The organism is Ignatzschineria sp. 22MB058224 (genome assembly GCF_058188435.1).
The window spans coordinates 403,096-427,019 of record NZ_CP187366.1 but is presented as its reverse complement, the minus strand read 5'-3'; the positions used below and the strand labels follow the sequence as shown (position 1 = coordinate 427,019).

Genomic DNA, 23,924 nt, shown 5'->3' with positions numbered 1-23,924 from the left:
TTATTGACTATTAAAATATGATGAAAATCACTCTAATGAGAATCATCGCTTTGAAAAGATTGTTTTTGTTTAAATAAATAAAAAAGATGAGCAATCAAAAAACACCCATCTTCTGAACAGAATCTATACACAAAGAACTAATATCTAATCATTCTCTTCATCTTTAACAATCTCGCGACCTGGTAATATTAAGTTTAAAATTAAAGCAGATAGTGATCCCACTGTAATTCCAGACTTAAAAATCACTTGGAAAAAATCTGGCAAATCATTAAGTACTTCAGGGCGCATAGTCACCATTAAGCCGAGTCCTAATGAAACGGAAATTACTAGCCCATTACGTTTATTGATCTCTACTCGACCTAGCACTTGAATTCCAGCAGTAATAATCATTGCAAACATCATTAAACCCGCACCACCTAATACTGGCAATGGAATTGAAACTACTAATGCACCGAAGATAGGAAATATTCCAGCAAGTACTAATAATACACCAGCCATCGCTACGACGAAGCTGCTAGCAACACCTGTTAGCGAGATAATACCGATATTTTGCGCGAAGGTTGAAAACGGTGTTGTCGACATTAGCGCTGCAAAAGCTGATCCTAACCCCTCACACAAAATCCCCCCTTTCATACGCTTACCGGTCACTTTTGTCTGAGTAGCTTCGCCAAGTGCTAAAAAATTTCCACTCGACTCAACAATTGTTACAAGATAAGCAATACTCATGCCAATAATCCCAGAAATAGGGAATGAAAATCCATAATTAAAGAGTGTAGGAAATGCAAAAATTTCAGCCTCTTTAATGCCTGAAAAATCTGTTAAACCAAGGGAATAACCCAAACCTTTTTCAAGAATAATGACCCCCACATAACCAACGACCATCCCGATTACAATTGATGCCGATGCGAGTATCCCTTTACCCCATTGAGTTAAACCGATCACTACAAAAAGCACAAAAAAAGCAACAAACAGATTCCCTGCTGATGCATATTGAGCGCCCCCAACCTGACCACCAGCAAACCAATCAAGCCCAACCGGCAATAGACTTAGACCGATCATTGCAACGACTGTACCAGTAACAACTGGCGGAAAAAGCTTGCGAATTTGTGGCATAAAAAAACTTCCTAAGATCATTACTAAGGAAGCTACTAACGATGACCCCAAAATCCCCGAAACACCATACTCACTTGTCCCAATAGCGATTGCTGAAGCAACAAAAGTAAAGCTTGTCCCCATAACAGCGGGAAGACGGAGTCCGATCGGGCCAATTCCTCTGGACTGCACAAAAGTGACTGCACCGGAAACTAATAGCGCGGCATTCACTAAGGCAATTTTCTCTGAACTTGAGAGATTTAATGCACTCCCAATTACTAATGGGACGGCGATAATTCCACCGAGTGCTGCTAAAAGATGTTGAGCTGCGAGTAATAAAGAGATTGAAAACGGAGGCTTATCTTCTAAATGATAAAGGAGTTGGTCTTTCATGACGATGTTTGTCTCATAATAGATTTGAAAAGTTGGCGCTTCAAGATAGTGAAAATAAAATAGGTTATCATTTACACTAAATTGATCCGCTCTATTATACACAGTCAAAAAAATTGAAGTGCAGTGATATTTCTACTTTACAAAAACTTTGGATTAAATCGTTCTAATGATGGGCTTTAAGTGCGACTATATCCTTTACAGGAATCGAACAATTCCATTCAAAACAACTTGGACAAGACCATTGCAATGTTTTCGTTGTATAACCACAAGAATCACATTGAAACTGAGCATAATAATCAAGCATATCTCGAAACGTTTTCTCTATTAAGGCGGCTTCTGGAAAACTACCCTCAAAACGTTGCAGCTGATTTAATACCATCAGTCCATAAAGATTACTCTCTTGATCAAGTTCCTTTTGCAAATATTCAATTCCGGCATGAAAACCCTCTTCAAAAATATATTGATGAGCTCTCCACACTTTTAAAATAATATGCTCATTTTTTGTGAGCATTCCCATTAACCAATTTCGAAAGAAAACCTCTCTTCCTAATAAAATAGAAATTTCATACACCATCGGAATAATTATAGGAACTATCTGGAGGTCTTGCTTTTCTACCATTAGCAAGTACTCTAAAGCTTTTTCATATTGCTGATAATAGTAGAGCGAATAAGCTCGAATCAGACTCGCTCTAACACAATTTGGATCACTTTTATAAGCTTTATCAAGCCATAAAATCAATCGCTCTAAATTAGGAGATTCTGTATATAGTTCTTCTTCTGCTAACTCACAATAAAGATGGGCAATTTCAGCATAATGAGTAGAAGGCGCTTCACTTAATTGCTCAAGCATAGTTATACTCTGCAACCATTCACGTTGTTGTTTGTAAACCTTTGCAAGCTTTAAAAGCGCAAGATCACGATATGTATCCGATTCTAAAAGTTGACGCAAGGTGCTCTCGCCACGATCTAAAATTCCTGCTGAAAGATAATCATCTGCAAGAGAGAGATACACCTTTTCGGTTAATTCTCGAGTAGGGGCTTCTTTTAACAGATACTCATGGAGATTAATCGCCTTATCAATTTCGCCACGTTTACGAAAAACATCACCAAGCATCAAACTAAAGTTGAGGTTATCAATATCATAATCTGGCGGTAGCGTTAATAATGACTCATCAACCTCTTTACTCTCTTCGATAAAATAACGAAGATTAAGATAACGGAGCATCTTCTGCTTTTTAACGTTATCTCTTTTTGCGGCCCACCAACCAATTAAAAGCCCCAAAGGAAGAAGAAGCCAAATATATTCAAACATTACAGTTTCTTATCCCAATAAGCTCATGGCGAAAATCATAATATATACTGGTCATTATAAAAAATTACGATAACCGTGTTTTAAAGGACATGCGTTTTACGTTTTAATTCAGAATTTTCTTTCTCTAAACGTTTAATATTATTTTTCAGAACAACATTTGAAAAAATTTTAGGGATATTTAACAGCGTTAAAACTCCAAGTGTAAAGATTGAGCCTATTATGAAAATAATACAGATAAAAATAGAGGTATTAACTGTTGTCTCTCCAAAAAGAAAATTAAAAGAGACTGTACTATCACGATTGACAAAGAATACGATAAACACAACGGCAAAAATAATTACCCATATCGCAGCTTTTAGCCAAAAATAGATACGCTTCATAATGTTAGCAATCCTTTCTCATAAATTTTAGACAAGTTTATTTACTTTAGCATAAAATAGTATTGTGAGCTTTGCATTTTACGCTTATCATGGTAAATTATAAAGCGTTATCGGGGTTTGAAGTAGCGGGAAATTTTATCAAGCACCCTAATTTATGGAAATCGGCGCCATTTTTTTAGAACCTTCTTACAGGTAGTAAAGCTGAAATACTATATATAACTAACGATATTAAATATGATGCACAAATCTTGCTAGAAAACTATATTTAGTCTAGTGACTGGTCTGCTGTATTCAAATACAACCAACATAATCCGTTATAAAACAAGTAACAACATTAAAGATCAATTTTTTAATACCCATAAAACAATAATAGATATAAAACTTATATGAATTCAACAAATGAGACGATCATCGCGCGCTGGAATGAATATTCCTTAGCAACGAAAGCACTTTTGCGTCTAAAGCATAACTTAAAACTTATTGACTCACCGAATGCGCTTCACCTGTTAGCTAAAGTCGCTTTATTTATTGATACCAAAAAATTAAATCGTATTTTAATTCTTACCAATCATATTAGTGATGCCATTATGACTGAAATGGTGTTCAATCAGATTGAACCCAGTATTAAAACAAACTTAATACTTACAGAAAAAGGGCAATCAGCGATTGATTTTAATAGTGCATCAGTAACAATTATTCCACACCCGCTTTTCTCTCTTGAATCAATTCGCAGCAATTCTCTACCGCTCCTTGATTTTGATCTTATATTGATCGATGAGAATATTACTCCGACATTTTTATATGACCTACTCTTTATTGAAGAAATTAACAATCCTTTATTAGAACTTGATAATCCTTCATTACTACTTTCAACTAATTTTCATCAAATCACAGTTGAAATCGACCAAGCACTTGCTGCAGTAGACAAAAGCACACCAACAAAATCGAAAATTTCATTAAATAGTAAAAAAATAACTGAATCTAAAGAAAAAAACAGTGCTGGCATTGCTGAGAATCAGTATACAGATTCTAATACTGAAGTAACTTCTACGACAAAACAGACATTCAATGAAACTCCCATAAAACAAGAGTCAACCAAAAAGAAAAATCTTCCAACTGTTTTCATTGCTCAAATTCCTAAAAATACCCAGCGGCAATTCATTAGGGATTATATTCGAGAGCATCATTTAGAGCATACATTAATCATTGCGCATAATCGCCAGTCCGCAAGATTGCTAGAGAAATATCTCTATCGTGCACGTATTCGTAGCCGAATCGTACACGAAAAAGTTGATAAAGAGACCGCACTAAGCCTTTTTGATCGTTACAACAAAGGACAATTTTCTGCATTTATTCTAATGCATCATGTAATTGAAGACTATGCAGATCAGATTGAAAAATGTGATTCAATCCTCTTTTTGGATCTCCCAACTGTTTATGCGGAATATGCTAATCGATATCGGTTTGCTAAAGATAAATTAGCACCAAAGCATCTTGTCACGATTATGACAGAAAATGATAAAGTTTGGATACAAGCAATGATGGAAGAATATCCGACCTTGCAACAACCAATAGTCACCATTGATATTGAGTTACCCAAACGCAAATCCAAAAATAACACCCTTTCAGAGAAAGAAACCACTACTTCTCCGAAGAGTCATTACGACAATAGGGACAAACGTAGTAAATCTCCTAATAAACCTCAAGAAGTTCGCAATTCTGCAGTAAAAGAGAATACCGCCTCAGATGTGACTCAAACAAACAATAGTGAAAAAGAGGAACAAAGAGAACATAATAAGCATCAAACGAAGAAAAAAGCTACCAAACCACGCAATAATAATCGTCGAAATGATCGCTCTAACAATCAATCTGATAATCACCAACCAATGGATAATCAAAGCGATTTTTTCAGTACAAATCAAGATGAAATTGTTAATCGTAACCGTTTACCTTTTGAAACGGGCTCTTTTGAAGCCAATATCGCTCGCGAAAATCGCCGTAGAGGGCGTGACATGTTTAATACACCAGGAGGACTAGGCCAATCAACTTCTGGAAATTTTATTCAAAATATTACCCAAGGAATATCAGGGAATCAGTCTTCAAATAATGCAAATCGCAAGAACAATCGAATCAACCGCAACAAACCGAAAAATCGCAAAAAATAAGTCCGTCGGGTTCATATTTGAAGCAGTAAAAGCAGAAGGAATATAGCAATGCAACTCTATATTCCTTTTATCATGATAATCCGAATTCATTAAGTTTTAACTATACATCCACATAACCTCGCAATCACATCAATTCCTCTTGTGACAGCTCACGATATTCAATCGCTTTGATCCACCATGTTTTTTGAGCTTCTGGCGTTCTAATAAAGATTTCATCATCTTCTATTTTTCCTAGGCAGGCGCGCGCCATTGGTGAATTAAGTGAAATATATTGTTTATGTTGATAGATCTCCTCATCACCTACAATTCTAACTGTTAATTCTTTTCCGTCTTCATCTTCTAATGTTATCCAAGCCCCAAAAAAGGCTTTTCCTTCCTGTTGCGGATTATATTCTACCTTTTGAGCAACATCGAAAAGCTTTGTCAAAAAACGAATCCGGCGATCAATTTCTCGTAACTTCCTTTTATTATAGGTGTAATCAGCATTCTCAGACCGATCCCCCAAACTTGCCGCCCATGATACGATTTTCGTAATTTCAGGGCGCTCTGTTCTCAAAAGATACTGCAACTCATTTTGAAGATGTTGGTATCCTTCAGCTGTTAATAATTTTCGATTATTCATAGTAATAAATTAATAGACGTTTTTAAACAACGTCTAACCCAGAAAATATTGAATAATAATCCACTCCTCTTCCCTATTTCCGCTATCATATTGGATAATTATTCCAATAATAAATATTATCTAATGATTTATAAAATGATTAAAGCACATTAAGGAATTGTCGTGAGTAAAAATTTTTTTCGAAATAGCTTTATTATTTTTATAATAATCGCACTTCTCTATTCCTTCTATCTTAACACGAGTTGGATGGAACTTTGTGCTGGTTTAGCTTTCTTTCTTTTTGGCATGCAATCGATGCAGGAAGGATTAAAAGAACTTGCTGGGGGAAAGCTTGAACGAATCCTTGCAAAAAGTACAGAGACAAACCTAAAAAGTCTCTTATTTGGCACCACTTCCACATTAATATTACAATCAACAACCGTTGTTTCATTATTAATCATTGCTTTTATCAGTACAAATCTTATTACATTAGCGGCTGGAATTGGCATTATTATTGGGGCTAATGTTGGATCAAGTGGCGGAATGTGGCTACTTGCCCTAGCAGGTCAAAATGTTAGTCTGGGGCCGTTTGCTTACCCGATGATTGTGATTGGTATACTAGCCTCTTTTACTGGAAAGCGTAGTAAATCTGCCGGTAGAGTTCTTATTGGTATCGCATTTATATTACTTGCAATTGACCTCATTAAAGACGGTTTTGCAGAGTTTACCACTAATTTTGATATCCTAAAATACCAGCTCACTGGATGGTATGGCACATTTTTGTTACTAGGCATAGGTATCATTTTAACGATTATTCTCCAATCAAGCCATGCTACTATTATGCTGATTTTAACAATGCTTTCTCTCTCGCAGATCAATCATATTCAAGCCTATGCTCTGACGATTGGCGCTATTGTTGGCAGTGCATTAGCAACAGGGATCTTAGGCTTTCTAGGAGGGAATCGAGCAGGAATGAGAGTTGCCGCTTCACATGTAATCTATAATACCGGAACTGCAGTAATTGTCTTACTACTTTTCAAAGCGCTAATCATCCTGACAAATAAAATTGCTCTTTTTCTCAATCTATCAGGACTAATAGAAGTGGCTATATTTTACTCTCTCTTTAATCTAGTTGGACTTATTTTTTTCTGGCCACTTAAAAGTCATTTAGCAAAACTACTTGAACGATTAATTCCTGAACACCCCGAACCTCAAAGCATTGTTAAAGATATACACAATAGCATTACCACTAACCTAGAAATAATCGAAGAGAAAGAACAATCACGATACCTTATTGATAACGCTCTCTCTTCAATTCAAACAGCCACTCAAGCAGTACTGCAAGAACTCAATCATCTTTCAAAAATAAGTCTTGAAGTCATTTGTCATACCTTATCACTGAAGTCTGAGATTTTAAACGAAAGTCATCTGAACAAAAATATGATTGTCCAATATCATGACAATACGCCTGTCGATGCCGACATTTTATACCGACGCTATATCAAAGGGTTATATAGTGAGTTACTTACATTTATAAGCAAGATCGAATATAAAGAACAAGATAAGGAATATCAATCAATATTGACAACCTCTCAACTTATCGCCTTCAAACTCGTTTCTGCGGTAAAAAATAGTCATCATCTACAAAAAAATTTGCAATATTATCTCAACAGACCCACGTCCGAAGCCTACCCATTCTATATTGAATTACGCAACTACATTATTGAAAACCTCCAAACAGCTTTCAAAATTCAACAACAAATTACTAATAATGAATTTGAGCAAGTAATACAGCCTTTTAATGAATGCATTAATTCCTCACGAATATTTGAAAACCAAATAAAATCTAAGATATATCAACAATTACGTGAAGAAAATATTAGTGGGTTTATTACAAGCTCTCTTCTTAATGATCTCTATTATTCGACTCAAATTGTCGAAAGCCTCTACAATATTTTAAAACTTGTCGCGATTCAGGAAGATAATTTATTAAGTAATCTTGATTTAATCACTTTACTAAATGAAACTAATCTCTAGTTAACATTTTTAAAAGTTGGGAAGATATATCCTACTATTTTTTTTATAATCTAAATAGCGTATAATTATCTGTTGAATAAGATATTTTTTTAAAATCGCTTATCAATCTAAATATAACGATACAAAAAACGTAATACGTTATAGAATCATCTTAAACTTATAAGGACTTTTTTATATGAAAAACATCACAAAATTGCTTTTAATCAGCTCTATCGCATTCGCAGGATTAGTAGCATGTTCTGATGAAGCAAAAGATCCAGCAGCAAAAGCTGCAGTAAAACAAACTGAGCAAACAGCAAAAGCTGCTGAAAATGCCGCTAAAAAAGCAGAAGATGCTGCGGTAAAAGCTGCAAAAGAACAGGAAAAAGCAGCTCAAGAAGCAGCGAAGAAAGCAGCTGAAGAAGCAAAAGCTAAAATAGAAGCTGAGAAAAAAGCAGCTCAAGAAGCAACTAAAAAAGCCGAAGAAGAGGCTAAAGCAAAAGCAGAAGCTGCGAAGAAAGCAGCTGATGAAGCCGCTAAAAAAGCTGAAGATGCAGCAAAAGAAAAAGCTGAAGAAGCAAATAAATTAACTGAAGCAGCCGCTAAAAAGGCTGAAGATGTTGTGAAAGAAACCGAAAAAACAGCTGAAAAAACAGCTAAAGATGTAGCAGATGCAAAAGAAGCAGCAGCAAAAAGTGTAGAAAAATCTGTTGATTCAGCTGAAAAAGCAGCAGAAGAAGCTGCTAAAAAAGCTGGCGATAATGTCGATAAAATCGAAGAAGCTAAGAAAGCAGCTCAAGAAGCAGCAGCGGAAATTGCTGAAGAAATGAAGAAAGCGGCTGAAGAGGCAATGAATAAAACAGTTGATGAGACTAAAAAAAGCGTTGGTAATTTATTAAACAAATAATATACCCTAGATCTTATTAAATAAAAATTAAAAAATCCCGTACACGATACGGGATTTTTTTACAATGAAATAATAGATACACAATTCTGATAGTTTGTTGCTACTATGTATTTCATACACAGAAAAATTCTGCATTACGCATTAATATTGATGAATGTCTGCTGTCTCCTACAAATACAGAAGCTCTATGATCGAAAGTATAATCGGGAATTATTCCTTTAAACTTTTAATAAATATCCAATATATTTCATTAGCTGTCTTTATCCTGCGAGATTAATGCATCAACAAACTCACCGCTCTTAAATGGTCTAAGATCGTCAATTGACTCTCCTACACCTATAAACCGAATAGGAATTTTGAGCTCCTCTGCAATTGCAAAAATAATTCCACCTTTTGCAGTCCCATCGAGTTTCGTAAACGTAATACCTGAAAGCGGCACTGTTTGATTAAATTGACGAGCCTGATTTAGTGCATTTTGCCCGGTCGAAGCATCAACAACAAGCATTACTTCATGAGGAGCACTCTCATCATGTCGCTTCATAACTCGATTAATTTTACCTAATTCTTGCATAAGTCCAGAGTCAGTATGTAAACGGCCAGCTGTATCAGCAATTAAAACATCTATTTTACGAGCCTTAGCAGACTCCATTGCATCAAATATTACAGACGCCGGATCAGCCCCCTCTTTTTGTGAAACAACAGAAATATTATTACGCTCTCCCCAAATCTCTAATTGTTCAACAGCCGCTGCTCTAAATGTATCCCCAGCAGCAAGCATTACTGATTTCCCCTCGGCTTGAAATTTTTTAGCAAGTTTACCAATAGTTGTTGTTTTACCAACACCATTCACTCCAATCATCAAAATCACATAGGGTTTATGTGTAACATTATCAATCACTAAAGGTGCTTCAACCGGTATTAAAATGTCTTTCATTTGAGCTTTAAGCGCGGCAAATAATTCATCCACATTAGAGAGTGATTTTCGAGAGACTGAGTCTCTAATAGATGTCAACATATGATCGGTCACCTTGATTCCTACATCAGCCAGTAATAGCCTCGTTTCCAACTCTTCAAGGATTTCTTCATTAATCTCTTTTTTTCCTAGGAAAAGATCAGCTAATCCTTCTGTTAAACCATTTCGCGTTTTACTTAATTTGCTACTAAGACGTGCAAAAAAACCTTGCTTTTTAACAGGCGCTTCTTGTGTCGTTATTTCATCAATGAATGCCTCAGAGACTTCAGGTTTATTTTCAGATAAAAGTGGACTATCTGAATTATTATCCTTACTAGTGAGTAATTCCTCATTAAATGAATCAGTACTAGTTTCATCATTATCTTTAAGACCTGAAAAAGAAGATTCGGAATTATTTACCGCTTCGATGGCATTCTCCGTGATTTCAGTAATGATCGAACTTTCTGGCTGAATATTATCGGTTTCATTCAATAGACTATTGATATCACTATTCCCGGAATCATCCTTAGAAAGCTCTTGGTGATGTGAAATTTGCTCATCAAAAACCATCTTGACATCATCAATGATATGTTCGGCAACCTCAAGAGCTTCGCTTTTAGTTGCTTCTATTGCATTAATAGAGGGCGATAATTCTGTGAAAGGAGCTGTACTATTTTCATCAAGTTTCTCAAATCTAGTAATCTCAACAGAATCGGAGGTTAAGCTTTTGTCAGCTACCACTTCCTGTTCTTCTGGAATTTTATCAATAGAAGATGGTATCTGCTCAATATCTTGAGTGATTTCTTCTTCCTGTTTTTTTCCACCAAATAATTTACTAAACCAACCTTTTTTCTTTTCTGCCATAGTACTTAATCTTTATTACAAAGTTTATATAGATGAATTTCTCCCTATTTTAGCAGTTTCTAAGAATTATTGTTTCACTCCTTCAATAAGAAAACAGGTAAATTTCGTCTCTATATTTTAAATGACTAATTATTAGCATTTTATAAAAAAACACTTGTCAAAGAGAACTAGATCAGGCAATATACCGTCTTGTACTTAATAGGCATATAGCTCAGTTGGTTAGAGCACCACCTTGACATGGTGGGGGTCGTTGGTTCGAATCCAATTATGCCTACCATCTTTTAGGGCCTTTAGCTCAGTTGGTTAGAGCTCTCGACTCATAATCGAGCGGTCGCTGGTTCGAGACCAGCAAGGCCCACCAAATGTAATCAAAAGACCAAAAAAATAACTGATATAAATTTACATCAGTTATTAATGTTTTCGAAAAGAGATACTTCTGTATCTCTTTTTTATTTGTCAAAAAAAAATCGCTTGCAAGTTCATATGCTAATACTTATTTAGAAAAATAACACTATAAAATGTAATTTATTATCAAAGGTGTTTTTATAAAAACTCCTTATACTCATCTTGCAAATGCTAAAAAATTATTCAATTAGCAAATAATCCCTATAAATATTGTGACATAGAATCTGCTTTTAATGACCTCTGAGTTAACTAACGTGTTTTTTTAGTATAGATAGAGAACACAAAATATAGGTATTTGTAATTTAAACTTTTTTCCATTTTAAAATCCTCTTCTTATTTTATCTGCAATTCACTCACGTTCTCTAAAAGAACGATTGTTCGTTGTTAGTAAACATCGCCACTATTACTATTTATTAGCAAAAATAATTAAATAATAATTTTACCTATATTTACAATAATTATCTTTTTGTTTACTATATATAGAGTTTTTTAGTTCTATATAAAAACTATTTTGCATTTAACAAACAAAGGTTATGAAAAGATGAAAAAATTATCGTTAGCATTAGTTGCAGCACTCTCTCTCTCTACAACAGCATTTGCTCAAGATCTTCCAAAAGCAACAGCGGGTTCAGATGGTCAAATTAAATTCACAGGTACCGTGACAGAAAAAGGTTGTACGATTGTTGCTGGGAATTCCGCAACAATTGATTTAGGGTCTATTGCGAAAGGTACTCTACAAAAACAGAAGTTTGGTGCTTGGGGTACGGGTGAAATTAAATTTGTAGATTGTAATTTAGATGTTGATGATAAAGATAAATTAAAAGCGGTCACAATTACTATCAAACCAGGTAAAAAAGCGACTTTTGGTACTAATCTTTGGGCAAATAATGGTAATGCACAAGGTGTAGGCATCGAAGTTGAAGTCGGTGGAAGCAAAGGTCTTGCACAAATTCCACCAACAGGAACGCCTGATCCGATCGAAGCAAACATTGACGATGTAAACGGCACTGCAACTTATAGTGTTCGTGGTCGTATGGCGGGTGATGCTGCTGTAACAGCAGGTACTGTTGAAACAACAATCTCTTTTGTTGCTAGCTATAAATAACCTCAATAGCAGATATCAATCTGTTACTTAGCTTTTTATAAGGAAGGTATCTCTTTTGTTGAGATACCTTCTTCTGATGTATCGATAATTAAAAACTACTAAGCGGAATTTTTGATGAAAAAAGCTATAAAAAAAGGGAAATATCTAATAATGATAGGTAGCCTCCTTTCCCCTTTTAGCTATGGGTTTGAATTTAATAACAAGGTTTTAGAGGCTTTAGGATTTGAAAATGTCGATCTCTCTGCCTTTTCTGGCAGTAACGATCAATTTACGGGAAAATACCTTGCCGATATTGAGATCAATGAGCAAAATATCTTCTATAATCATCCGGTCTATCTCTACAGTAATAGTGGTGAAAGTCATATCTGTTTTACCGATGAGTTATTGACCTCACTACCTATTAGCAAAACGCTTCGTTCTGGTGCCAAAAAATCGATCATCAACACTACCGATGCCGGCAACTGCTACGGCTTACTAGAGTATGATAAAACGATTAGTGCAGAGTTTGATGATCAGCAGCAAAAAATCAACATCCGTATGCCCCATGCTTATTTGGTGGACTTCGACCCTTATTGGATTCCACCTAATCAGCGTGATCATGGAATTAGCGGGCTCTTTTTAGACTATAACCTGCTTAAGACATTTAATCGTTACAAAAGTTATGGGCAATATTCTACATATAACAACTTCACAAGTTATGGCGTAATAGGCGCCAATATTGGACGATTCCGCTTTCGCAGCAATTATCAATATAACCCTAACAATGTGGGGAAAAAATTTGAGCGCACCCAAACTTATGCCTTTACCGATATTGGGAGCTTAAACGCCCATCTCTATGCAGGAGAGCTCTATTCCCGTTCAAACCTCTTTAGCTCCGTTCGCTTTAAAGGGGCTTCGCTCTATACCGAAGAGAGCATGATGCCTAACTATTTACAAGGCTATGCGCCCCAAATCACTGGTACCGCAACGTCTAATGCAGTTGTCACGGTCAGACAATATGGCAATATCATCAAGCAGGTTCAAGTACCACCAGGACCTTTTGCCATTGCCAATCTCCCCTCTTACTTAAGTGGAGCGGTAGATGTTACGGTTGAAGAGAGCGATGGATCGATCAATGAGTTCCAAGTGGATATTGCCCATGTTCCCTATTTAACTCGAAAAGGGGCACTTCGCTACAATATCAACGCCGGTCAATTAGCACCACAACACGTCAATAAAAAAGTCGATGTTAAATTTGCCTCAGTGGATGGCTCTTACGGTTTAACCGATATAATCTCCTTAATTGGGGGAATTAATTACACGACCAATAATGAGTATTTAGCTTATAGTGCCGGGCTCGGGCTCAATTTAGGGGTTATTGGTGCCCTCTCATTTGATATGACAAAGTCGGAGAATAGAGCTCATCCAGGAAAACGCCTGACGGGCCAAAGCTATCGCTTCAATTATGCAAAACGCTTTGGGCAAAATACCTCGCTTAATATCGCAGGTTACCGCTTCTCAAGCCGAGATTACACAACACTCAATAACTATATTGATATGAAAACGCATCAGTTTGATCGCCTCTATTTAGAAAAGAACCGGTTTTCCCTCAGTATTTCCCAATATCTTCCTCAATGGAATATCAATATTGCAGCAACCGCTTCAAAATCGACCTATTGGAATCAAGGAAGCAACTCCTACTACAACGTCTCTCTCTATAAGACGATTGAAAGTGGTTTTTTCCGTAATACCTCGGTATCGCTCAATCTCTCCCACAATAAAAGTAGCTATGGTAACAAAGATGATTTAGTAGGGCTCTATCTCTCCATTCCATTAGAAGATCGAACATCGCGTCTCTCTTATAATGCACGTTATGAACGAGGGCGAAAAAATGTCTCCCAACAAGCCACCTTTTATAGTGAAGGAATGGGCGGAAACTACTCTTTAGGCGCTTCAATGAATCATCAACGTGATCTCAGTGGATCGATCGACTACGCATTGAGTGCGTCTTACAACACCAACTTAAGCTTTGGTAACTTTAATAGCTCGGCGAGCTACTCATCTGATCAGCAGAGTGTTACTGCGGGCTTTAGTGGTTCACTTACCTTAACGCAACACGGGGTGGCAACTCATCCTTATGTCTATGAGGAAGGATCACGCCTTATTATTGATACGGGGGTTTCGGGTGTCAAAATACAAGGTTCAAGTAGTGAATCTAACTTCTTTGGGCTTGCAGGCGTGAGTAATATTCCTAACTACTACAAATCAACCTATCTGATCGATAATGATAATCTCCCTGAGAATGTAGAGATTCAAGATAATGTGATGGAAATAGCCCCGACGAAAGGTGCGATCGCCTATCGATCTGCTAATGCAGTCAGTGGTCAGAAGGCGCTAGTTACCATTACACTGCCCGATGGATCACACCCTCCATTTGGTGCCATCGTTTATCGAGAAAATGGGCTTGATACTGAAGTGGGGATGGTCGCCGATCAAGGTCGAACGTATCTCACAGGTCTTAATAAAAAGGCAACGTTTATTGTGAAATGGGGTGATGATCAATCTTGTCGCCTCCCCATTCAATCTACCGATACTGAAGAATTCACCACAATTATTTGTCACTAGGAGTCATCTATTATGAAAAAACTACTCATTGCGATCGCAACACTTAGCTTATCACTCCTCAACAGCTCTTATGCGCAGCTCACGCTCGATAGAACTCGGATCATCTTTGACCGTGCTCAATCAAACTCACAATCGATTGTGGTCTCAAACACCAATAAAAATGAGCCCTACTTAGCACAATCTTGGATCGAAGATGATCAAGGCAATAAGATCGAATCACCATTGGTGGCGCTACCTATTTTGCAGAGAATCAATCCCGGACAAGAGAAGCAGGTAAAGATCTCTTTAGCAGGGCAGAATAATCTTCCGACCGATCGCGAATCGATGCTCTTTTTTAATGTGTTAGGTGTTCCTCCCAAAACAGATGCAGAGAATCAGGTCAATATTGTGATTCAATCGAAGGTGAAGCTCTTCTATCGCCCAAAAGGCTTAAAGCAGTATAAAGAGAATGGTTGGTTAAAAGAGTTACAAATTTCAAAGTCGGGTAATAGCTATACACTCCAAAACCCAACAGAATATCATATGGTCATTTTAGGCTTTAGTAATGGTCCAAAAGGAAAGGTGATTGAAAAAGATATTATCTTAAAACCTTTTGGAAGTAGCGTCGTTCATCTCTCTTTAGGAAATACGCCAACCGTCTACTTTATTAATGACTTTGGGGGAACGGAATCTCAGAGTTATCAGTGTAAAAACAGCTGTCAACTTATTATTAACTAATGGATGCTAAAGCGATGAAACAATATTGTTTCCAATTGATTCTGATTGATTCTGACTTAACGATGTTACTACCAAATATTTAATATGATAACTACTCTTTAAGTTAAAACCAATCATCGTCCACTTTAAAAAAATCAATATTCTCTATTATCCATTTAGGTATATTCTATGAATTATTTTACGCAAAAAATATCAACTTTTATGAAAATGTTGATATTCTCACTATTACTCTTCTTATGTGCGCTTCCTGCTTATGCTCGATGTACTGTTGAACATATTGTGCAAAATGGTATTGTCATCTCCCCGACCTCAAATAATTTAGATGCAGTTTTTACATTTAAACAAAATGCACCACCTATAAGTTATAGAATTGAGGTCGATATTTACTGTAGCACCCCATCTAAAGTGATTATCAATGATTTAAGAACCATAAATGCCTCAACAATAAATACTCAAAAAATGTTGGAAGATCTTAAACCTACAAGATATGAAGGTGTGGGTTATCTAGCTATTCTTCCATCGAAAGGTTCAGTGATAAATTCAACCTCGAATTTATTTACAAGAGCGACAACTGCTGTTAACAATTATCCTTATCCTGCGGGCACTCGATATAAAGTTCGCTATACCCTTCCTTCACTAATGCTTTACTCTCCAATTGTCACATCACGGTTTTATGAAACAGGGGGACTTATCTATAATATCTGTAGTGAAACAGAGATTGGTAACTGTACCCACTTAATTTTAATTATAGATCTTGAAAGTATTAAAGAAAATACATGTTTAGTTGGTGCATTTAAAACATCTGTTGATAAACCTTCGATTGATTTTGGTAGTGTAAGTAAGAAAGAGATGGAGTCTGGTAAACAACTCAAAGATAATTTCACTATAACAGTAGAAAAAACATCAACAAAATGTAACTCAAACATTTCCCCCAAAATTATCTTTAACTCAGGGACGCTTTATAACGACCAAAATATAGATTTACAAAATGGGCTGATATTAAAACTAAAAGATGAAAAGGGTAATTTAGTGAAATTTGGTCAGGCTACTGGGGAGGGTATTATTGGTAGATCAGACACGTTATTAAAGATGAAGTTTGATGCTTTGATAGAAAAAAGACCTGATAATGCTCCGATTAAATCGGGCCCATTTTCAAGTGTCGTCATCTATACAATGGAGTATTATTGATATCGCTTAATCTCAATATTCATTGATCCCAATGTAGATTGTTGAAGTTTTTAACAACTGTTGTCTATCAGATTGAGTATCGTTAATATCTGATAAAATACATCTGGTGATGATAAAAGAGGAGCAATAAAAGCTCCTCTTTTACAGTTACATCACTTTATTTCTTTTTTATGGAACACTAATTAAAATTAAATTCTCCAATTACACCATTATTCGTATCAGGATATGAATTGAGCACATCTGCATTAAAGTTTTGCTCTAACTGTTGCTGGAGTTGTAGCAATGGGCGATGATCTGGCGAAACAACCAGTCCTATCGCTAAATATTGCTGAGCTATATCGTAATTACCATAATTGTAAGCATCCCTAGCACTTGTATAATAAACATCTGCAATCGCTTTCAAACCCTGTTGAGCTCTGCTGTTAACTGGATCCATTCCCAAAACTTCAGTATAGTAATAGTAAGCATCATCTTGATTGACTCCAACATAATTACCTTGTATAAATGCAGTATCTCCTTGTAATAGATATCCGTCAACCAATGCAAGATCTTCTTGTGAGAGCCCCTCTGCATTATGATCTAAAGATAATAGCGTCAATCCCGCATCTGATACTGAATTTTCACTTGCTACAACCTCTTCGGTAATAGTAGCATCATCATTATTAGAATCCATCTGAATAGTGGTTACCTGAGTTGTTTTATCCGTATGGTCTAAAACTGGCTTTGTCTGCTCAGCAACAGTTTCCGTTTCAACAATTCTTGGAGCTTTTGGTACATAAATATACGACTTGCGTTCTTCTTCAGGAATCACAGGATTTAAAGCAGCCATCGAACCTGATTCGTCATTATGAATAACAACATACTTTGGAACCTTCCCCGAATATAACGATTCATCTCCAAACATAAAATAGGCAAAAATCGCTAAGCCAATAAAGAGAATACCTAATACAAATAAATTAAATCCTTGGAACCACCCCATACCTAATTTACTCCCTTTCTTCTTTGTTGGAAGCGCTGTTTCAGACGCCTGCTCTTCTCTCGTAAAAGATTCTTTCTGTTGCATTTCTACATTATTTTTATCAACTGCTCGAAATTCATCAATACTAACAGTGCTTAACTTCGGCTCTTGGCGTACCTCCTCATATAACTTGGGCTCTGGTACAATTTCAGGAATATCTGCAACAGATGCTTCAAGATCAACTGCTTGATTACTGCTCAGAACAGTAAAGGGGGCGTCTTTTGTCTCTTCTACTATCTCAATATCTTCGATAGTAAATTGAAAGTCATCATGTTTTTCTAGCTCAGAAGGATCGACCATAACATCACTATACAGTGTTCTCGCGTCTTTTTGCGTCAATTGATTATCTGATGTAATCCCTTCATTCTCACCATCTTCAACCGTACTATTTCTAGTAGAATCTACTGGGTTTTCATGATCTTTTTCATTCATAACTCTATTAACTCAATTAATAATTCTTTAACCTTTAAGGTAATGGCCAAATTCTTCTAACGCTTCGCGCAGTTCAAATAATGGTAGCCCCATCACACCAGAATAGCTTCCTTCAATATATCTAATATATCCCGCCATCTTTCCTTGTATCGCATAACCACCAGCTTTATCGCAAGGTTCTCCACTCTCCCAATATTGGTCAATAAAATTTTGTGGCAATACCGAAAACGAGACTCGGCTTTCATTAAGCTTCGATACAAATTTTATCTTACCTTCAAAGGTTCCTGCCAACGTAATAGCAGAAAAAACCGTATGAGTGTGATTAGATAAACATCGCATCATCTCATTAAAATCTGATTTATCACGAGGTTTTCCTAAAATTTTACCGTTATAACTTAATGCAGTGTCTGCAGACAATAAAATTTGTCCAACGGCTAAATCTATATTGCCTTGCGATAATGCTTGCAATACTTTCGCTTCAGCCATGTTTTTAACATAGTTTTCAGGCAAAATAGGTAGATGAACCGTTTCATCTACCTCTATTGCAAGCGTTTTATAATTCAAACCTAATTGCTCTAACAGCTCCTTTCTTCTAGGAGATTTAGAAGCTAATAGAATTTTTAAATTATTCATTGTTAAGTCACTAAAATATCAAAGAGTTATTGTAATACAATAACGTCATTTATATCATTTATTTAGATATTTAAATGACTTCTGTCACAGAGATATCTTCCACGGGAATCTCGGGCGTAATATCTCCATCATAATATTGATAACGACCATTTTCATCAAAATGTAGACGTAAACGTTGAAGCTCTTTAGTCTTCCCTTCAGATGTTGAGTGATAAAAGACATAATACCAAACCCGAGTATCATATACATCTCGCACTAACGGAGTTCCAAGTAAAAGCTGGACATCGGATTTACTCATACCCGGGGACAAATTTTCAAGCCGTTGCTTTTCAATAAAATTCCCTTGATAAACATCTACCCGATGCATAGAGCAACCGGTAATCGCTACAAATAAACCTAATAATATGAAACTTTTAATTTTTTTCATTATCTTTCTCCTAGAAGAACAGAGCTCAATCATACCTTTTTTTCGATAAATTTCTATGAATTATTTTCAAGATCAAGCCATCTTTCATATTTTTTCTCTAATAACTGATTTTTATCGGCTAATTCTGTTAATTTTTCCGACTGAAACTGATGATCCTCCTGATAAAAAGAGGAAGATTGCACTAGAGTCTCTAAATCTTCAATAGCCGATTCTATCTGTGCAATCTCACCTGGTAATTCTTCTAGCTCACGGGTCTCTTTATAACTTAATTTTCGTTTAGATGCATTACCATTTGTTTGGGTATTTGAATGTGCCAGGTTTTTTTGTGTTGACGCTATCTGCGTTGATTGCTTAACTTTTTTAAAATTTTTCTTCGGAATTTTACCTAACTCTTTAACCTTATTCTGCCAGTCAGAATAACCACCAATATATTCTTCAATCCGACCTTCTTCTTCAAACACTAAAACAGAAGTGACCACGCTATCAAGAAAAGCACGATCATGTGAGATTAACAATAAAGTTCCCTCATAATTGCCTATGAGATCCTCTAATAGTTCAAGCGTTTCAACATCAAGATCATTTGTCGGCTCATCCATAACTAAAAAATTGAATGGCTTTGCAAAAAGTTTTGCCAATAAGAGACGATTACGCTCTCCACCAGAAAGGGACTTCACTGGACTTCTTGATCGTTCAGGGGTAAACATAAAATCTTGTAACCAACTAATTACATGGCGTTTTTTTCCTTGAATATCAATAAAATCACTGCCTTCCCCAACGTTATCGATAACTGTTGCTTCTAAATCTAGTTTACTACGCAGTTGATCAAAATAAGCAATTTCAAGTTGTGTTCCTAACTCTACAACACCGCTATCTGGGATAATATCACCTAATAGCACTTTTACTAACGTCGATTTACCGGCTCCATTAGGCCCAATAATTCCAACTTTATCACCACGCATTAATGTGAAATTAAAGTCTTGAATGAGAAGCTTATCACCCAACGTTAAATAAACCTGCTCTGCTAAAATAACCCGTTTTCCCGATTTTTTAGCCTCTTCATGATGCAAAGTCGCCTTTCCCTGTCGATCAATTCTTGTGCTTCGCTCTTCACGCATTGCTTTTAGCGCACGTACACGCCCTTCATTACGCGTGCGGCGTGCTTTAATTCCCTGACGAATCCAGACTTCTTCTTCCGCCAGCCGTTTATCAAACAACGCATTCTCTTGAGCTTCATTATGAAGTTCAATTGCCTTAAACTTCTGATAGTCACTATATGAGCCGGGATACTCTGTAAGATGCCCGCGATCGAGCTCAATAATTTTAGTCGCTATTTTATCGAGAAAATGTCGGTCATGAGAGACAAAAAGTAACGCACCTTGGTAAAGTTCAATTAAAGTTCTTTCAAGCCATTCAATCATCTCAATATCAAGATGATTTGTAGGTTCATCAAGCAAAATCAAGTCAGGATCACTAACAAGTACTTTTGCTAATAATACTCGTCGAATCCATCCGCCTGAAAGATTAGACATCACTATTGTGCCATCAAGTTCTAGACGGGTTAAAACTTCCGAAACTTTTTGATCAATCGTCCAAGCATTTAGCCGATCAAGCTCCTGTTGTAATCGACCAAGCTTTTCTAGATCAACCGACTCTCCGGCATCAATTAATTGGTGATATTGTTGCAATTTTTCACCAACGGCACTTAAGCCACTTGTCACAACTTCATAAACTGTTTCATCCAGCTTCTCTGGAATCTCTTGGTCTAACTTAGCAATTTTTAAATCACTATTATGGATAATTTCGCCATCATCGGGATTTACCTCTTTTGCGACAACTCGTAACAGCGAAGATTTTCCCTCTCCATTTCGTCCAACAAGACAAACTCGCTCACCTTTTGAAATTGCAAAATTGACATCTTTAAGTAACGGTCTCGCCCCGTAAGAGAGCGAAATATCTTGTAAACGCAATAACACCATATGTAATATCCTCTATTTTTGCCGATGCTTAAATAAAGATCCTCAAGATCCTAATTTAATCTTTGGCATAATTCTTCACTATTATTTAACTCGATGATCCTTGAATAATAATGATTCCTTGCGGTAAAAAATCCCGTTTTTGAGCTTCTTTCTCAATGAAGTCGATAACAACATCATAATAGCGTGCCGAAATCAGTGACTTTGGTATTGCTCTATTTTGCTCGTCTTGCTCCACATGATTGGTAGAAATAAGCTGCCATTGTTCTTGTAATTGATCACGGAATATCAAAGAACCCAGTAAAATTACGATAAGAATTAAAAAAAATAGTCCTGTAAAAAAAAACTTAGTTCCTATTTTCTTTCTTCGAGGTGCCAAATCAAGTTCAACGAGTCTAACTACACGCCCCGGATATCCATACGAAAATGCATGCAACTTCTTTAACTCTGTCGCACTAAAATTATGATTTTTCCCATAAAAACGATAAAGATGATTTAGAAGTTCACGTACTTGCGTTAAATTTATTGGAGGTAACGTATAGCTATTAGAATGTAACAAAATCTCTTTGGAAAAAATATCTTGATTATTAAGATCCATCAAAAGAATTAAGACAATACTTTTATACTGAGATAATTTATTAATACGTTCTTTTATTCGATGCAAGAAAACAAGCTCTTCGTTAGTGAGACGATCAGCGTCGTCAATTAACAATACCATCTTTAGGCCTGTTGGAGGAACTTGTTTTAGACGTTCAGTAATTTCAAACTCATCCGCTTCACAATCTAAAATTGTTGCAATTTGTGTATAAATTGCCTCTTTCCCCGCTCTAATAGGACGCGCAACGATGTGATCGTATTGATCAATTCGCTTACTAAGCTCAATCATAAATCGTGTTTTACCACATCCAGAAGGACCAAAAATTGAGTAGAAGTCTCCTCTTTCTGAATAGATATGCTGTTCTATTCTTCGCATAACTTCTTCAGTTGGCCCTAATTCTAGCCATGGCAAAGCATATAAAAGATCTTTACTTTGCATCTACGGCATCCCAAACTCTATTGCTTCAACAATAAACTCTTCCGGAATATCATCTATCATGATTGCTTTGCCTATCGTTTCTAAAAGCACAAAGCGAATTTTGTGAGAAACATTCTTCTTATCCAAACGCATGACATTAAAAAACTGTTGAGCTGAGAATGTAACAGGTGACTCGCATGGCAAATTAAATAGATGTAACAATGAAGTGATATAGAGCTGATCTTTTTTATTAATAAACCCCATCCGACATGAAAGATAACCCGCCATATTAATTCCGATAGCTACGGCTTCACCATGTAATATTCCACGATACTTCATTAATTTTTCGATTGCATGACCAAATGTGTGACCCAGATTAAGCGTTGCACGAATTCCTGATTCACGCTCATCCTGATTAACAATCGCTTTTTTATATTCACAAGAACGATAAATCATTTCAGCAATAATATCTGAGTCTTTCGCTAAAATCTGTTGATAATGCTCACGCATCCATTCTAAAAACTGATCATCTTGAATAAACCCATATTTTAAAACTTCAGCAAGTCCGCTAACATACTCCCGTTGCGGTAAAGTTTTCAATAATGAGAGATCAATTAAAACTTGTTTTGGCTGATAAAACGTTCCAATCATATTCTTGCCCAGTGGATGATTAACAGCTGTTTTTCCTCCCACTGAACTATCAACCTGTGCTAAAAGCGTCGTTGGAATCTGAATAAAATCAATCCCTCGCTGATAGGTGCTTGCCACAAAGCCACCTAAATCTCCAATAACCCCCCCACCAAAAGCAATCAAGAGACTTTTACGATTAAATTCTAGCTCCAATAAACGCGTATGCACTTCCGAAAAAGACTCGAGATTTTTATAAGACTCTCCATCTTCAATAATCACAACTTGTTCACGATTACCATCTACCAATGAGAGAATCCTATCAGAATGTAAAGCATAAATTGTATTATTAGTCAGTACTAGGCGCTGTTCATAAGGAAATCGCTCTTTAAATGAAAAAGCAGCCAACAGATTTGGAGCGATATCAATATTGTATGAGCGATCTGCTAAATCAACCGTTAAAGTCTTCATCTATTTTTTGTTTCCTATTAGCCATTCAGGATAGGGCATTTTTTCTTCAATAATGCTCTCTATAATACCACTTACCACTGTTTTAGGCGGGATATTATCTGAATAAATTATGTAATCTGCAACCTCACGATAAAGAGGATCTCGAAGCGTATAAAGATCTTCAAGAACTTTCTGAGGATTCTCATTTTGTAACAAAGGCCGCTGATTATCAAACCGAATTCGCTCATATTGCATCGCAGGAGAGACATTCAAATAGAACACAAGGCTATTATTTTTAAGCTGTTGTCGATTCTCATTACGCATAATTACTCCGCCACCTGTTGCTAGAACAATCGACTCTTGAGCACAAAGATGCTCAATGGCATTTTGTTCACGTTTTCTAAAGCCTTCCTCCCCTTCTACCTCAAAAATATAGGGAATCGTCACTCCTGTTATCTGCTCAACGTGATAATCACTATCCTTAAACTCATACTCAAGTTCTTTTGCTAACAATTTCCCAATTGTTGATTTCCCCGCCCCCATAGGTCCCACTAAATAAATATTTTTTCGCACCATAACCCATCTCTAGCAATATTATAATCGCTACGCCCTTAAATATTAAAAAACAATCGCTTAAATTATATTCTT

General features: G+C 36.2%; 19 protein-coding genes and 2 tRNA genes. 9 read left to right on the top strand and 12 right to left on the bottom strand.

The features are described from left to right. Positions 1–144: 144 nt before the first annotated feature. The 3 genes from ACPF7B_RS01620 to ACPF7B_RS01610 form a co-directional block, all read right to left on the bottom strand. Positions 145–1,485, bottom strand: coding sequence for a nucleobase:cation symporter-2 family protein (locus tag ACPF7B_RS01620; protein ID WP_490505894.1), 1,341 nt, complete (start codon positions 1,483–1,485; stop codon positions 145–147). Positions 1,486–1,648: 163 nt separating this feature from the next. Further along, a complete protein-coding gene (locus ACPF7B_RS01615) occupies positions 1,649–2,797 on the bottom strand; it encodes a hypothetical protein (RefSeq protein WP_490505893.1) in 1,149 nt (382 codons plus the stop codon). An 80-nt stretch (positions 2,798–2,877) separates the two neighbouring features. Further along, entirely contained in the window at positions 2,878–3,177 is a 300-nt protein-coding gene (locus ACPF7B_RS01610; RefSeq protein ID WP_490505892.1) for a lipopolysaccharide assembly protein LapA domain-containing protein, read from the bottom strand. A 386-nt stretch (positions 3,178–3,563) separates the two neighbouring features. On the opposite strand from ACPF7B_RS01610, the gene ACPF7B_RS01605 reads away from it, so the two are divergent. Continuing rightward, on the top strand, positions 3,564–5,342 hold the full coding sequence (locus tag ACPF7B_RS01605) for a hypothetical protein (RefSeq protein ID WP_490505891.1): 1,779 nt from the start codon (positions 3,564–3,566) through the stop codon (positions 5,340–5,342). A gap of 124 nt (positions 5,343–5,466) precedes the next feature. On the opposite strand, the gene greB is transcribed toward ACPF7B_RS01605, so the two are convergent. Continuing rightward, positions 5,467–5,964: a transcription elongation factor GreB gene (gene greB, locus ACPF7B_RS01600; protein ID WP_490505890.1), complete on the bottom strand. Its 498-nt coding sequence runs from the start codon at positions 5,962–5,964 to the stop codon at positions 5,467–5,469. A 162-nt stretch (positions 5,965–6,126) separates the two neighbouring features. Here greB and ACPF7B_RS01595 point away from each other — a divergent pair, with 162 nt between their 5' ends. Next, positions 6,127–7,980 (top strand): Na/Pi cotransporter family protein, encoded by a 1,854-nt coding sequence (locus tag ACPF7B_RS01595; RefSeq protein WP_490505889.1) that lies wholly within the window; start codon positions 6,127–6,129, stop codon positions 7,978–7,980. A 175-nt stretch (positions 7,981–8,155) separates the two neighbouring features. Further along, entirely contained in the window at positions 8,156–8,866 is a 711-nt protein-coding gene (locus ACPF7B_RS01590; protein WP_490505888.1) for a hypothetical protein, read from the top strand. Between the two features lie 250 nt (positions 8,867–9,116). Here the strand turns inward: ACPF7B_RS01590 and ftsY are convergent, their stop codons facing one another. Next, positions 9,117–10,682, bottom strand: coding sequence for a signal recognition particle-docking protein FtsY (gene ftsY, locus ACPF7B_RS01585; protein ID WP_490505887.1), 1,566 nt, complete (start codon positions 10,680–10,682; stop codon positions 9,117–9,119). Positions 10,683–10,882: 200 nt separating this feature from the next. Here ftsY and ACPF7B_RS01580 point away from each other — a divergent pair. The 6 genes from ACPF7B_RS01580 to ACPF7B_RS01555 all read left to right on the top strand — a co-directional run bounded on the left by ACPF7B_RS01580 (position 10,883) and on the right by ACPF7B_RS01555 (position 16,701). Further along, positions 10,883–10,959: transfer RNA gene (locus ACPF7B_RS01580), tRNA-Val, on the top strand. A 7-nt stretch (positions 10,960–10,966) separates the two neighbouring features. Next, a tRNA-Ile gene (locus ACPF7B_RS01575) sits at positions 10,967–11,043 on the top strand. A 585-nt stretch (positions 11,044–11,628) separates the two neighbouring features. Continuing rightward, a complete protein-coding gene (locus tag ACPF7B_RS01570; RefSeq protein WP_490505886.1) occupies positions 11,629–12,192 on the top strand; it encodes a fimbrial protein in 564 nt (187 codons plus the stop codon). A gap of 114 nt (positions 12,193–12,306) precedes the next feature. Further along, positions 12,307–14,796 (top strand): fimbria/pilus outer membrane usher protein, encoded by a 2,490-nt coding sequence (locus ACPF7B_RS01565; RefSeq protein ID WP_490505885.1) that lies wholly within the window; start codon positions 12,307–12,309, stop codon positions 14,794–14,796. 12 nt (positions 14,797–14,808) lie between these two features. Further along, positions 14,809–15,513 (top strand): fimbrial biogenesis chaperone, encoded by a 705-nt coding sequence (locus tag ACPF7B_RS01560; protein ID WP_490505884.1) that lies wholly within the window; start codon positions 14,809–14,811, stop codon positions 15,511–15,513. 168 nt (positions 15,514–15,681) lie between these two features. Then, positions 15,682–16,701 (top strand): fimbrial protein, encoded by a 1,020-nt coding sequence (locus tag ACPF7B_RS01555; protein ID WP_490505883.1) that lies wholly within the window; start codon positions 15,682–15,684, stop codon positions 16,699–16,701. A 178-nt stretch (positions 16,702–16,879) separates the two neighbouring features. Here the strand turns inward: ACPF7B_RS01555 and ACPF7B_RS01550 are convergent, their stop codons facing one another. The 7 genes from ACPF7B_RS01550 to ACPF7B_RS01520 form a co-directional block, all read right to left on the bottom strand. Then, the gene (locus tag ACPF7B_RS01550; RefSeq protein ID WP_490505882.1) at positions 16,880–18,151 is read right to left on the bottom strand and encodes a hypothetical protein; all 1,272 of its coding nucleotides are present in this window, start codon (positions 18,149–18,151) and stop codon (positions 16,880–16,882) included. Between the two features lie 27 nt (positions 18,152–18,178). Beyond that, positions 18,179–18,784 carry a Maf family protein gene (locus ACPF7B_RS01545; protein ID WP_490505881.1) on the bottom strand — a complete coding sequence of 202 codons (606 nt, stop codon included), beginning with the start codon at positions 18,782–18,784 and terminating at the stop codon, positions 18,179–18,181. Positions 18,785–18,854: 70 nt separating this feature from the next. After that, the gene (locus tag ACPF7B_RS01540) at positions 18,855–19,211 is read right to left on the bottom strand and encodes an outer membrane protein assembly factor BamE (protein ID WP_490505880.1); all 357 of its coding nucleotides are present in this window, start codon (positions 19,209–19,211) and stop codon (positions 18,855–18,857) included. 53 nt (positions 19,212–19,264) lie between these two features. Beyond that, positions 19,265–21,187: an ATP-binding cassette domain-containing protein gene (locus tag ACPF7B_RS01535; protein ID WP_490505879.1), complete on the bottom strand. Its 1,923-nt coding sequence runs from the start codon at positions 21,185–21,187 to the stop codon at positions 19,265–19,267. 85 nt (positions 21,188–21,272) lie between these two features. Then, positions 21,273–22,220 (bottom strand): AAA family ATPase, encoded by a 948-nt coding sequence (locus tag ACPF7B_RS01530; RefSeq protein ID WP_490505878.1) that lies wholly within the window; start codon positions 22,218–22,220, stop codon positions 21,273–21,275. After that, positions 22,221–23,297, bottom strand: coding sequence for a 3-dehydroquinate synthase (aroB, locus tag ACPF7B_RS01525; RefSeq protein WP_490505877.1), 1,077 nt, complete (start codon positions 23,295–23,297; stop codon positions 22,221–22,223). It abuts the gene before it with no gap. Further along, positions 23,298–23,852 carry a shikimate kinase gene (locus tag ACPF7B_RS01520; RefSeq protein ID WP_490505876.1) on the bottom strand — a complete coding sequence of 185 codons (555 nt, stop codon included), beginning with the start codon at positions 23,850–23,852 and terminating at the stop codon, positions 23,298–23,300. Between the last annotated feature and the right edge of the window lie 72 nt (positions 23,853–23,924).